Here is a 12,532-nt window from a genome sequence, read left to right as displayed (position 1 = left end):
GCCGCTGGCTTCAAGTGTGCGGCAGCCGGTGGACCGAGGAAAGACCCGGACTAGTAGCCACATGGTGGGAGCTACTTGTGCGATGTAGCAAGCATGGCTGTGAGCGCCATCACTTGTCAAGAAAAATAATCACGATCTAGCAATAGCTCTCATCATGTGAGAACATCGATCCATGAGTGTGAACCAAGACACAGAGGTGGCCCCCGCCGCCGGCACCCCCGGCGACGGCGCCGGTCCGGACGAGGCCCTCCAGCCGGCCACGTCCGCCAAGGCGGCCAAGTCCGCCAAGGAGGACTCGCGCACCGACATGGTCGGCAAGGCCCTCGGGCTGCTGGTGCTGCTGGGCGACGAGCCCCGCGGGGCCAGTGCCGCCGAGCTGTCGCGCCGCGCGGAGCTGCCCTTCAGCACCACCTACCGGCTGCTCGGCTCGCTGACCAGGGACGGTTTTGTCGACTATGAGGCTGACGGCCGCCGCTACCACCTGGGCCTGCGGGTCTTCCAGCTCGGCCAGCGGGTCTCCAACCACCACGGCTTCGCCGGCACCGCGCTCCCGATCCTGCGGCGCGTCACCGAGGAGACCGGCGAGGCCACCATCCTCTCGGTCCGCGACGGGAAGCATCACCTCACCGTCAACAAGGTGGACGGTCCGCAGACCTTCCGCGTCACGTCAGACCCGGGCCACCTCGGCGCCCTGCACACCACCTCCGTGGGCAAGGCGCTCGTCGCGTTTGCCGACGACGCCACCCGGCAGCAGCTGGTGGAGGACCTTGAGCTGGAAGCGCTAACCGACCTCTCCATCACCGACCGGGACGCCTTCCGGGCCGAGATCGAGCTGGTCCGGAAGCGCGGCTACGCCACCATGGACGAGGAAAACGAGCTGGGCATGCGCGCCGTTGCGGTTCCCGTCTTCAATTCGCAGGGCCACGCCTTCGCCTCGCTGGCCACCGCGGTCCCCGTCTTCCGGATGAGCATGGAGGCCCTGGTGGCCCTCGTGCCGCTGCTCCAGTCCGCCGCGGCCGAACTCTCGGCCCGCCTTCCCCAGGGCTGAAACGGGCGGATCCCTACGGTCCGACACTACGAGTCACCACTTTGTGTTCGCAATAAGAACATCCGTGCAATATGTGAACACTTGCGCTAATGTAATCCCTACCACCCGGCCCGCCGCCCACGTCGCGGCCGCCGAGTGCCGTTGTCAAAGGAGCTAGACGGATGAGCAATCGAGCAGAGTCCTTCCTCGTGGGCCTGGTAGGCGATGGCGTCACGCCGTCCCTCACGCCCCCCATGCATGAACGCGAAGGCGATGTGCAGGGCCTCCGGTACCTTTACCGCCCCATCGACCTCACCGAACTGGGCCTCCCCGGCCAGGCCGTCGGAGAACTCCTGACCGGCGCCCACCGGCTCGGCTTCAACGGACTGAACATCACCCACCCCTGCAAGCAGCTGGTCCTCGAACACCTCCACGAGATTTCACCGGACGCCCGGCGCCTCGGTGCCGTCAATACGGTGACCATCCAGGACGGCCGCTTTATCGGCCACAACACCGACTTCTCCGGCTTCGCTTCCGCCCTGGCCACCGGCCTGCCCGGTGCGAAGCTGGGCCGCGTTGTGCAGCTCGGCGCCGGCGGCGCGGGATCCGCCGTCGCCTACGCCCTGCTGACCGCCGGGGTGCGGCAGCTGGACCTTGTGGACACCGACGCAGCCCGCTGCGCCGCCCGCGCGGGCGAGCTGGCCGGATTCTTCCCGGACAGCCAGGTCACGGCCCGGACGACGGCGGAGCTGCCGGAGCTTATGCCGCTCGCCGACGGGCTGGTGCACTGCACGCCGGTGGGCATGGCCGCCCACCCGGGCGTCCCGCTGGACATGTCCCTGGTGGAGTCCCGGCACTGGGTCGCGGACATTGTCTACCGGCCGATCGAGACCGAGCTGGTCCGCGAAGCCCGGGCCAAGGGCTGCGAGGTGCTCGACGGCGGTCGGATGGCCGTGGGGCAGGCCGCCGACGCCTTCCGGATCTTCACCGGCCTCGAGGCCGACGCGGACCGGATGCGGGCCCACTTCCTGGAGCTCGTCGCCGCCGAGGAGGTGGCCGCCTGATGCGCACCGGAATCGCCACCGTCTGCCTCTCCGGCACCCTGAAGGAGAAGATGCAGGCCTGCGCCGTCGCCGGCTTCGACGGGATCGAAATCTTCGAGCAGGACCTCGTGACCTCGTCCCTGAGCCCGGAAGACATCCGTGCGATGGCCGCGGACCTGGGCCTCAGCCTCGACCTCTACCAGCCGTTCCGCGACTTCGACAGCGTGCCGGAGGAGCTGCTCGCGGCCAACCTGCGCCGGGCGGAGGCCAAGTTCCGGCTGATGTCGCGGCTGGGCATGGACACCATCCTGGTCTGCTCCAATGTGGCCACCGCCAGCATCGACGACGACGAGCTCCGCGCGAGCCAGCTGTCGCGGCTCGCCGCCCTCGCCGGTGACCACGGTGTGAAGGTCGCCTACGAGGCCCTGGCCTGGGGCAGGTACGTCAACGACTATGAACACGCCCACCGCCTGGTGGAACTGGTGGACCACCCGAACCTGGGCACCTGCCTGGACTCCTTCCACATCCTGTCCCGGGACTGGGACACCGCCCCGATCGAGCAGTTCAACCCGGAGAAGATCTTCTTCGTCCAGGTCGCGGACGCGCCGAAGCTGTCGATGGATGTGCTGTCCTGGAGCCGGCACTACCGGGTCTTCCCGGGCGAGGGGCAGTTCGAGCTCGCCAAGTTCATGGGCCATGTGGTGCGCGCCGGTTACACCGGCCCCGTCTCGCTGGAGGTCTTCAACGACGTCTTCCGGCAGTCCGACGTCGAACGCACCGCCGTGGATGCCATGCGCTCGCTGATCTGGCTGGAGGAACAAAGCGCCCAATGGCTGGAGGCACACCCCTCGGCGGCACAGCCGGCCGAGGCCGCCGCGGGCGGTGCCGGCCGCCGCCGCTACCCGATGGAACTGGCCACGCTGCCGCGGGTGGCCGAACCGGCCGGGTTCAACTTCGCCGAGGTGCGGGCCGCGGACACCGCCGCGCTGGAGACCCTGCTGGGCCAGCTGGGGTTCGCGTTCAACGGCCGGCACCGGACCAAGAATGTGCAATTGTGGAGCATGGGCCACGCACGCGTGATCATCAACGAGGAAGCGCCCGCCGCGGCGGAGACCGCCATTGCCGCGGTCGGCTTCGACGTCGACTCCCCGGTGATCGCCGCCGCGCGGGCGCAGCAGCTCAAAGCCCCGGCCGTGCCGCGCAAGAGCCAGGCGAACGAGGAAATCTTCCAAGGCTTCGCCGCGCCCGATTCCACCGAGATCTTCCTGTGCCAGGGCAGCCTGGACGGCACCGCCGCCTGGGTCAACGAATTCGGCACCTCCGGCGACGCAGCCGGCCCGGGCGGGGGCCCGCAGGCCGTGATCGACCACGTCAACCTCGCGCAGCCCTGGCAGCACTTCGACGAGGCGGTGCTTTTCTACACCAGCGCCCTGGCCCTGGAGCCGCAGCCGTACGCCGAGGTGGCGAGCCCCACCGGGCTGGTCCGGTCCCAGGTGATGACCACGCGGGACCGCGGAGTGCGGCTGGTGCTGAACCTGGCCCCGCTGCTGCAGCAGGAGGCGGGACCGGACGCAGGCGCCACCGCCGCGGGAACGCAGCGCCGGACCTACCAGGAACACATCGCGTTCGCCGTCGACGATCTCGTGGCCACGGCCCGGGCCGCCCGCGCCCGCGGCCTGGAATTCCTGCGCATCCCGGCGAACTACTACGAGGACCTGGACGCGCGCTTCGACCTGGACCCGGCGTTCCTGGCCACCCTGCGCGAACTGAACCTGCTCTATGACCGTGACGCCGACGGCGAGTTCCTGCACTTCTACACCGCCACCGTCGGCAGCGTGTTCTTCGAAATGGTGGAACGCCGCGGCACCTACGACGGCTACGGGGCCCCCAACGCCCCGGTCCGGCACGCCGTCCAGTACGACCACCTGCACCAGCTGAAACTCACCGCCTGACCGCACCCGGCCAGGATCGACCCACCCCAACGAAAGGAGGCTGCTGTGCCTGAAGAAATCAACCTTGAGATTTTCAACGCGGACCCGCTCACCGAAGACGTGTCCGACGCAGCGCCCGCGGCACCGGCTCAGGCCGCAAAGGCTGTCCCGGCCCTGGACACCGCGGCGGAATCGCAACAGATCCTCAGCGACGAGATGAAGGCGCTGGGGGAGGCCTACGCACAGGCCCGCCGCACCGGCGCCCCGGCGGAAACCCAGCCGCGGCTGGACTACCCGCCGTACCGCAGCAGCATCCTGCGGCACCCGACGAAGAGCCTGCAGCACGCGGATCCGGAGACCATTGAGCTGTACTCGCCGGCGTTCGGGCACATGGACGTGCACGCGCTGGAATCCGACCTCACCATCCAGCACAACGGCGAACCGCTGGGCGAGCGGATCATCGTCTCCGGCCGTGTGCTCGACGGCGACGGCCGGCCCGTGGCGGGCCAGCTGGTGGAGATCTGGCAGGCCAACTCCTCCGGCCGGTACATCCACAAGCGCGACCAGCACCCGGCCCCGCTCGACCCGAACTTCACCGGCGTCGGCCGCTGCATCACCGGCGCGGACGGGTCCTACAGCTTCATCACGATCAAGCCCGGCGCCTACCCGTGGAAGAACCACCTGAATGCCTGGCGCCCCGCCCACATCCACTTCTCCCTGTTCGGCCAAGAGTTCACGCAGCGGATCGTCACGCAGATGTACTTCCCCGGCGACCCGCTCTTCGCGCTGGATCCGATCTACCAGTCGATCGTGGACCAGGACGCCCGGGACCGCCTGGTGGCCAGCTACAACCACGACCAGACCAAACCGGAGTGGGCGCTGGCTTACAACTGGGACATTGTCCTGACCGGTTCAAAGCGGACCTGGACCGAAAACGAGGCATTGGGTGCAGAAGGAGACGACCATGAGTAAATTGACCCCCACCCCCGGCCAGACGGTGGGCCCGTTCTACGGCTACGCCCTGCCCTACGCCAAGGACCGGGAGCTGCTGGCGCCCGGTTCCGCCAGCTCCATCCGCCTGCAGGGCACCGTGTACGACGGCGCGGGGCACCCGGTGCCGGACGCCATCCTGGAGATCTGGCAGGCCGACGCCGAGGGACAGGTCCCGCAGCGCACCGGCTCCCTGGTCCGCGACGGCTACACCTTCACCGGCTTCGGCCGCAGCGCGGTGGGCAACACCGGTGTCTTCACCTTTACCACTGTCAACCCCGGCCCCACCGCGCCCGGCGCCGCACCGTTCATTTCCGTGGTCGTGTTCGCCCGCGGACTGATGAACCGGCTCTTCACCCGCGTCTACCTGCCGGAGAACGAGGAAGCCCTCGCCGCGGATCCGCTGCTGTCCTCCCTCGATCCGGAACGCCGCCGGACCCTGATCGCCCGGCGCGACCCGGATGGCGGCCTGAGCTGGGACATCCGGCTGCAGGGCGAAGGTGAGACGGTGTTCCTCGACTTCGAAGGCGAAGGCGCCGCGGGTACCGGCGCTGACGAAAACAGCGCCGAGGACGCCTCGCAGTGACGGCCGGCAACGGCGGCGGCTTCGGGCAGGACGGCGACGTCGGCCTGCTGAGCCCGGTTTCGGCGTCGCCCTCGGTGGCAGCCCTGACCGGGGACCGGGCGGTCCTCGCCGCCCTGCTCCGGGTCGAGGCCGGCTGGGCAGAAGTCCTCGAAGAGGCGTCCCTCGCCCCGGCCGGGTCCGCCGCCATCGTGGCGGAAGCCGCCGGCGTTGACCGCTACGACATCGCTTCAATCGCCGTCCGCGCCCAGGGCGGCGGCAACCCGGTGATCCCGCTGCTCGCCGACCTCCGCGCGCAGGTCACGGCCCTCGATACCGCCGGCATCGGCGCCGCGCGGGCCGTGCACACCTCGCTGACCAGCCAGGACGTGCTCGACTCCGCCCTGATGCTGCTGGCTTCCGGCGCCGTCCGGGAACTGCTCGGCGAGATCAAGCGCACGACGTCGGCCCTCGCGGCCCTCGCGCACCAGCACCAGCGGACCCTGTGCGTGGGCCGGAGCCTGACCCAGCACTCGCTGCCGTTCAGCTTCGGCCTGAAAGCCGCGCAATGGTTCCACGGCCTGGCCGCTGCCGCGCACCGGCTCGAGGGCGTGGAGTTTCCGGTGCAGACCGGGGGAGCGGCCGGAACCCTGGCGGCCGGCACCGTGCTGACCGAAGGTTCGGCCCTGGCGCCGCTCGACCTCGCCGACCGCCTCGCCGGTCGGCTCGGGCTGGCCGCGGTCCCGGCACCGTGGCACACCAACCGCCTCGCGGTCACCGCGCTCGGCGACGCCCTGGCCGCCGTGACGGACGCCGCGGGCAAGATCGCCGCCGACGTGCTGTTCCTGAGCCGCCCCGAGGTGGCGGAACTCGCCGAGCCGCGCGCCGCCGGCCGCGGCGGCTCCTCGGCCATGCCGCAGAAGCAGAACCCGGTGCTGTCCGTGCTGGTCCGCAGCGCCGCGCTGCAGGCACCGGCGCTGGCCGCCCAGCTGCACCTCGCGGCGGCCAACTTCAACGACGAACGGCCCGACGGCGCCTGGCACGCCGAGTGGTCCGCGCTGCGCTCCCTGCTCCGCCTGTCCCTGGGCGCCGCCGGCCAACTCCGCGAGCTGACCAGGGGCCTGCAGGTCTTCCCGTCGGCGATGCGGCGCAACCTGGACCTGTCCGGCCCGCTGCTGCTGTCCGAGGCGGTGACCGCCGCCGTCGGACCGCTGCTGGGAACGGACGGCCGGCGCCGGCTCCAGGACGTGGTGGACCAGACCCTGCAGGTGCCCGCGGCCGAACAGCCCGGCGCCTACCGGAAACACCTCCGCGCCGCCGTCCCTGCCGACCTGCTTACCGATGAACGGCTCGAGGAACTGCTGGACCCGGCCAACTACCTCGGCGAGGCCGCCGAAATCTCCCGCCGCATCCTCGCGGCGTGGCCCGACTTCGCCCGGCCTGATGCCGCGCAGTCCCGCACCGAACCGAAAACACCGACCGAAGTGAAAGGCGCCAACCGTGGCTAGACCAACCGTCAAGGCCGTACTGCTCTCGCCCGTGCGCGAGCTCGGCGACAAGCCCCTGCTCGTTGTGGGCCCGTCCCTGGGCACGTCCACGCTGCTCTGGAGCCAGGCCGGCGCCCTGCTCGGCGACGACGTCGACGTCGTCGCCTGGGACCTGCCCGGCCACGGCATCTCGCCGGCCGCGGCGGAAACCTTCTCCATCGCCGAGCTGGCCGACGCCGTCGTCGAACTGGTCGATTCGATCGCTCCCGGCGCGCGGTTCCACTACGCCGGTGTCTCGCTCGGCGGGGCCACCGGCCTGCAGCTGGGCATCAAGCACGGCGAACGGCTCAAGAGCCTGTCCGTGCAGTGCACCGGCGCGAAGATCGGCACTCCGGAAGGCTGGCTGGAGCGGGCCGAAACCGTCCGCAACCAGGGCACCCCGGTGATGATCGAGGGGTCCGCCCAGCGCTGGTTCGCGCCGGGCTTTATGGAGCGCGAGCCCGAGCGCAGCAGCCGGCTGCTGCACACCCTGCGCGACGCCGACCGCTTCAGCTACGCCTTCTGCTGCGAGGCCCTGGCGGGTTTCGATGTGCGGAGCGAACTGGGCAGCATCCGGGTCCCCACCCAGGCGGTGGCGGGCGCGGAGGACGCTGTCGCGCCGCCGTCGCTGGCCAAGGAAATGGTGGACGGCATCACCGCCGGCGGCGGCGGGACGGCCAATGCGGTGACCCTCGAGGGCGTGGCGCACCTGGCCCCCTTTGAGGCGCCGGGCCACGTGGCCGGGCTGCTGCGCAGCCTGATCAGCTGGACCGAATCCCGCGGAGCAGGCCAGTGACCGGCGAGGAACGGAACGGTGTGGTGCAGCCGGACGCCACCAGCCAGGAGATCTACGACGGCGGCATGCGGGTCCGCCGCGAGGTGCTTGGCGCCGCGCACGTGGACCGGGCGAACGCCAACAAGGATTCCTTCACTGAGGACTTCCAGGACATGATCACCCGGATCGCCTGGGGCGGGATCTGGACCCGGCCCGGGATTAGCCGCCAGATGCGCTCCGCCGTCACGATCACTGCGATGGTGGCGCACGGCCACTGGGAGGAACTGGCGATGCATATCCGCGCCGCCATCACCAACGGCCTGAGCCGGGACGAGATCAAGGAAATCCTGCTGCAGACCGCCATCTACTGCGGAGTCCCCTCCGCCAACACCGCCTTCAAGACCGCGCAGCAGGTTTTCCATTCCATGGACAACCCCGCAACGGACGCGGCAGAACTTTCGAGGAACTCATGAAACAGGCTTTTGTGTACGACGCCGTGCGGACGCCGTTTGGGAAGTTCGGCGGCGGCCTTGCCGGGGTGCGCCCGGATGATCTGGCTGCGCATGTGATCGGCGAGGCGGTGCGGCGCGCGCCGGGGCTCGACGCCGGGCGGATCGATGAGGTGGTGTTCGGCAACGCGAACGGCGCGGGCGAGGAGAACCGCAATGTCGCCCGGATGGGGACGTTGCTGGCCGGGTTGCCGGTCTCGGTTCCGGGTACGACTGTGAACCGGTTGTGCGGGTCCTCGCTGGACGCGGCGATGATCGCGTCTCGGCAGATCAACACCGGGGACGCGGACCTGGTGCTGGTCGGCGGGGTCGAGTCGATGTCGCGGGCGCCGTGGGTGCTGCCCAAAACCGAGAAGCCCTACCCGGCCGGGGACCTGTCGCTGGTCTCCACCACGCTGGGCTGGCGGCTGGTAAACAAGAACATGCGCCCGGAGTGGACCGTGTCCCTGGGCGAGGCGACCGAACGGCTGGCCGACAAATACGGGGTGGGCCGGGAGGCGCAGGATGAGTTCGCCGCGGCCTCGCACAACCTGGCCGCCGCGGCCTGGGACGAGGGGTTCTACGACACCCTCGTCACGCCGGTCCCGGTGACGGACCTGGTCCGGGACGAGGGCATCCGGCCCGGGTCCTCGGCGGAGAAGCTGGCCGGGCTCAAGACCGTGTTCCGTGCCGAGAACGGCACGGTCACGGCCGGGAACGCGTCGCCGCTGTCGGACGGGGCGTCCGCGGCGTGGCTCGGGTCCGAGGATGCGGCCGGCATCCTGGGGCTGGAGCCGCTGGCCCGGATCGCGGGCCGCGGCGCGCACGCCAATGACCCGCAGTTCTTCGGCTACGCCCCGGTGGAGGCCGCGAACAAGGCCCTCGCCAAGGCGGGCATCGGCTGGGACCAGGTCGGCGCCGTCGAACTGAACGAGGCGTTCGCCGCGCAGTCCCTGGCCTGCATCCACGCCTGGGGCATCGATGCGTCCATCGTGAACCGGCACGGCGGCGCGATCGCGATGGGCCACCCGCTGGGCGCTTCCGGCGGCCGGATCCTGGGCACCCTGGCCCGGTCGCTGCAGGCCTCCGGGGAACGCTGGGGCGTCGCCGCGATCTGCATCGGCGTCGGCCAGGGCCTCGCCGTCGTCCTCGAAAACGTCACCACCGACCGCCGGAATGAACCGTCGGCACCAGCTGCAAAGGGCTAGTCCATGCTCAATTTCATTGACACCGTCGGCGAGGCCGTCGCCGGGATCCAAGACGGTTCCACCGTGATGATCGGCGGCTTCGGCAACGCCGGGCAACCGTTTGAACTCATCGACGCCCTGATGGACTGTGGGGCCACGGACCTCACCGTGGTCAACAACAACGCTGGCCAGGGCGACCAGGGCCTCGCGCTGCTGATCAAGGAGGGCCGGGTGAAGAAGATGATCTGCTCGTTCCCCCGGCAGTCCGACTCCTGGCACTTCGACGCGAGGTTCCGCGCCGGGGAGATCGAGCTGGAACTTGTCCCGCAGGGCAACCTGGCCGAACGGATCCGCGCCGCGGGCGCCGGAATCGGCGGCTTCTTCACCCCCACCGGCTACGGCACCATGCTGGCCGAAGGCAAGGAGACCCGCTTTTTGGACGGCAAGTGGCAGGTGTTCGAGACCCCGCTCCACGCCGACGTTGCGCTGATCAAGGCGCTCAAGGCCGACGGCAAGGGCAACCTTGTCTACCGCAAGACGGCCCGCAACTTCGGCCCGATCATGGCCGCCGCGGCCAAGCACAGCATTGTCCAGGTCTCCGAGATCGTCCCGACCGGCGGACTGGACCCGGAAATCATCGTGACTCCCGGAATTTACGTCAACAGCATCGTGAAGGTGGCCTGATGAGCATCCAGACGAGCATCCAGACTTCCGACAAGCCGCTGGGCCGCGATGACCTGGCCCGGCTGGTGGCCCGGGATATCAGGCCCGGGTCCTTCGTTAATCTCGGCATCGGCCAGCCCACCCTGGTGTCCAACTACCTCGAACCGGAGCAGAACATCACGCTCCATACCGAAAACGGCATGCTCGGGATGGGCCCGGAAGCCACCGGGGACCAGATCGACGGCGACCTCATCAACGCGGGCAAGATTCCCGTGACCGAACTGCCCGGCGCCTCCTACTTCCACCACGCGGATTCCTTCGCGATCATGCGCGGCGGTCACTTGGACATCTGCGTCCTGGGCGCGTTCCAGGTCTCCGCGACCGGCGACCTCGCGAACTGGCACACGGGCGCCCCGGACGCGATCCCGGCCGTCGGGGGCGCGATGGATCTGGCCACCGGCGCCAAGGACGTCTTCGTGATGATGACCCTGCTGACCCGCGAGGGCGTCTCCAAGATCGTCGATGCGTGCACCTACCCGCTGACCGGGATCGGCTGCGTCACGCGGGTCTACACGGACAAGGCGGTGTTCCTGACCGGCCCCGACGGCGTCCAGGTGCGGGAGACCTTCGGCTGCACCCTCGAGGAGCTGCAGGCTCTGGTGCCGGTGCCGCTCACGGCCGCCGCGGCGGCCTGACCCCCCGTAGCGCGAACGTACACTTCAGGGCCCGCCGGAGCGCCCCTCCAGGCCCTGTTGTGTATGTTCGCGCCGATAGAGTGATGCGTGATCGAGAGGCGTGAAATGACTGAGGCAACACAGGACACCCGGACGACCGACGGGGCGCCGTCGGCCAGCGACCAGTACGTGCAGTCGCTGGCGAGGGGACTGGCGGTGATCCGCTCCTTCGATTCCGAGCATCCGCTGATGACGCTGACCGAGGTGGCGGCCCGGACCGGGCTCACCCGCGCCACGGCACGGCGGTTCCTGCACACCCTGGTGGAGCTCGGCTACGTCCGTACCGACGGCAAGACCTTCGCCCTGACCGCCAAGGTGCTGCAGCTCGGTTACGCCTACCTGTCCGGCCTGTCCCTGCCGCAGATTGCCCAGCCGCACCTGGAAGAACTTTCGCTCCAGCTCGGGGAGTCGACGTCGGCCGCCGTCCTCGACGGGACGGACATCGTCTACATCGCACGGGTCGCGACGCGGCGGATCATGACCGTCGGCATCACCGTGGGCACCCGGTTCCCGGCCTACGCCACCTCCATGGGCCGGGTCCTGCTTGCCGGCCTGCCGCCCGCGAAACTCCAGGAGTACCTGTCCACGGCCGACATCCGGCCGCTGACGCCGCGTGCCATCGGCACCCGCGAAGGGCTGCTGGCGGAGCTGGACACCGTCCGGGCGCAGGGCTGGTGCCTGCTGAACCAGGAACTGGAGCTGGGACTGATGTCCCTGGCTGCGCCGATCCATGACGGGCCGGACAAGGTGGTCGCGGCCATCAACGTCTCGCTGCAGGCCCAGGCCGTGGCCGCGGAACCGGATCCGGAGGCCTACGTTTCCGCGGTGCGCGAGGCCGCCGTCGCCACCGCCGAACTCATTTCCGCGGACCTCTCCGCCGGACGGTAACGACGCCGGCCAGGAACAACCAGGCGGCCGCGGCAGCCGTCAGAAATCCAATGATCGACGCCGGCCAGCCCAGCTTCCACAGGATCAGCCAGAGCGCGATCGCCGCCACGACCGCGGCCACGGCAAGGACGGTGCCCCGGATCCGGCGGTCGCGGGATTCGGGCCGGGCCTTGGGGAGGGGCAGCGCCGGCAGTTGCGCATGCCGGTGCTCCGAGGAATCCGGCCAGGGCGCGCCGTCCGGCCAGAGTTGGCCATGGCCCGGCTCGGCCCGGCGATAAGAATCGGATTGTTTTCCGGCGTCAAAATTTGCGCGCTCTGTCATCATTCCCCCAAATGAGATCAGTGTCCCGGTCCGCAGCGGGCCGGTAATTCCCGCCCAGTCTGGCACAACAAGGCCGGGAAATGGCGAATCGCACGGCAATATTTCAGCCGGCCGTCACCGCGCGGCACCCGACGGCGTCGATACAGTGATGGTGACCCCGGCCGCTTCGTCACGGATGAGCAGGTTCAGCGGCCGGTCCACGAGGCTGGCGTGCATGTCTTCGCTGTCTTCCGGGGCCAGCTGCTCCGCCAGCCGGGTCAGGGCCAGCGCCATCGCGCGGCCCCAGTCGTGCGGATCCCTGCTTGATGCCTCAGCCTCGGCTGAATAGTTTTCTTCTGGTCCGGTCATGTGCCCCCGCCTTCCGCGCCTGGAACGCGGCCGCCCCGGCGAATCCGG

General features: G+C 69.7%; 14 protein-coding genes. 12 read left to right on the top strand and 2 right to left on the bottom strand.

Features of this window, described 5'->3' with window-relative positions:
- Positions 1-172: 172 nt before the first annotated feature.
- The 12 genes from AC1MBE_RS09240 to AC1MBE_RS09185 all read left to right on the top strand — a co-directional run bounded on the left by AC1MBE_RS09240 (position 173) and on the right by AC1MBE_RS09185 (position 11,814).
- Positions 173-1,048, top strand: coding sequence for an IclR family transcriptional regulator (locus AC1MBE_RS09240; RefSeq protein ID WP_479777560.1), 876 nt, complete (start codon positions 173-175; stop codon positions 1,046-1,048).
- Between the two features lie 161 nt (positions 1,049-1,209).
- Positions 1,210-2,091 carry a shikimate dehydrogenase gene (locus AC1MBE_RS09235; protein WP_479777558.1) on the top strand — a complete coding sequence of 294 codons (882 nt, stop codon included), beginning with the start codon at positions 1,210-1,212 and terminating at the stop codon, positions 2,089-2,091.
- Entirely contained in the window at positions 2,091-4,022 is a 1,932-nt protein-coding gene (locus AC1MBE_RS09230) for a TIM barrel protein (protein ID WP_479777556.1), read from the top strand. Before AC1MBE_RS09235 ends, AC1MBE_RS09230 begins: the two co-directional genes overlap by 1 nt.
- A 45-nt stretch (positions 4,023-4,067) precedes the next feature.
- Positions 4,068-4,973 carry a protocatechuate 3,4-dioxygenase subunit beta gene (gene pcaH, locus AC1MBE_RS09225; protein WP_479777554.1) on the top strand — a complete coding sequence of 302 codons (906 nt, stop codon included), beginning with the start codon at positions 4,068-4,070 and terminating at the stop codon, positions 4,971-4,973.
- Positions 4,966-5,577, top strand: a complete 612-nt coding sequence (gene pcaG / locus AC1MBE_RS09220; protein ID WP_479777551.1) for a protocatechuate 3,4-dioxygenase subunit alpha — start codon at positions 4,966-4,968, stop codon at positions 5,575-5,577. The genes pcaH and pcaG overlap by 8 nt, the downstream gene beginning before the upstream one ends.
- Positions 5,574-7,061, top strand: a complete 1,488-nt coding sequence (locus tag AC1MBE_RS09215) for a lyase family protein (RefSeq protein ID WP_479777549.1) — start codon at positions 5,574-5,576, stop codon at positions 7,059-7,061. The genes pcaG and AC1MBE_RS09215 overlap by 4 nt, the downstream gene beginning before the upstream one ends.
- Positions 7,054-7,875 carry an alpha/beta fold hydrolase gene (locus AC1MBE_RS09210; RefSeq protein WP_479777547.1) on the top strand — a complete coding sequence of 274 codons (822 nt, stop codon included), beginning with the start codon at positions 7,054-7,056 and terminating at the stop codon, positions 7,873-7,875. Before AC1MBE_RS09215 ends, AC1MBE_RS09210 begins: the two co-directional genes overlap by 8 nt.
- Positions 7,872-8,327: a 4-carboxymuconolactone decarboxylase gene (gene pcaC, locus AC1MBE_RS09205; RefSeq protein WP_479777545.1), complete on the top strand. Its 456-nt coding sequence runs from the start codon at positions 7,872-7,874 to the stop codon at positions 8,325-8,327. The genes AC1MBE_RS09210 and pcaC overlap by 4 nt, the downstream gene beginning before the upstream one ends.
- Positions 8,324-9,550, top strand: coding sequence for a thiolase family protein (locus AC1MBE_RS09200; RefSeq protein WP_479777543.1), 1,227 nt, complete (start codon positions 8,324-8,326; stop codon positions 9,548-9,550). The genes pcaC and AC1MBE_RS09200 overlap by 4 nt, the downstream gene beginning before the upstream one ends.
- A gap of 3 nt (positions 9,551-9,553) precedes the next feature.
- Complete coding sequence (locus AC1MBE_RS09195; RefSeq protein ID WP_479777542.1) at positions 9,554-10,213, top strand: 3-oxoacid CoA-transferase subunit A; 660 nt, start codon at positions 9,554-9,556, stop codon at positions 10,211-10,213.
- Entirely contained in the window at positions 10,213-10,887 is a 675-nt protein-coding gene (locus tag AC1MBE_RS09190; RefSeq protein WP_479777540.1) for a 3-oxoacid CoA-transferase subunit B, read from the top strand. The genes AC1MBE_RS09195 and AC1MBE_RS09190 overlap by 1 nt, the downstream gene beginning before the upstream one ends.
- A 105-nt stretch (positions 10,888-10,992) precedes the next feature.
- Complete coding sequence (locus AC1MBE_RS09185) at positions 10,993-11,814, top strand: IclR family transcriptional regulator domain-containing protein (protein ID WP_479777538.1); 822 nt, start codon at positions 10,993-10,995, stop codon at positions 11,812-11,814.
- Here the strand turns inward: AC1MBE_RS09185 and AC1MBE_RS09180 are convergent.
- Both AC1MBE_RS09180 and AC1MBE_RS09175 read right to left on the bottom strand, forming a co-directional pair.
- Positions 11,783-12,139 (bottom strand): hypothetical protein, encoded by a 357-nt coding sequence (locus AC1MBE_RS09180; RefSeq protein WP_479777536.1) that lies wholly within the window; start codon positions 12,137-12,139, stop codon positions 11,783-11,785. The two genes, AC1MBE_RS09185 and AC1MBE_RS09180, sit on opposite strands and share 32 nt — an antisense overlap.
- A 111-nt stretch (positions 12,140-12,250) precedes the next feature.
- Positions 12,251-12,484 carry a hypothetical protein gene (locus AC1MBE_RS09175; protein WP_479777534.1) on the bottom strand — a complete coding sequence of 78 codons (234 nt, stop codon included), beginning with the start codon at positions 12,482-12,484 and terminating at the stop codon, positions 12,251-12,253.
- Between the last annotated feature and the right edge of the window lie 48 nt (positions 12,485-12,532).

The sequence above is a fragment of the Arthrobacter sp. BG5 genome (assembly GCF_056680155.1).
Note: the sequence above shows the minus strand (reverse complement) of the source record. Positions and strands in the feature narration are given on the sequence as shown.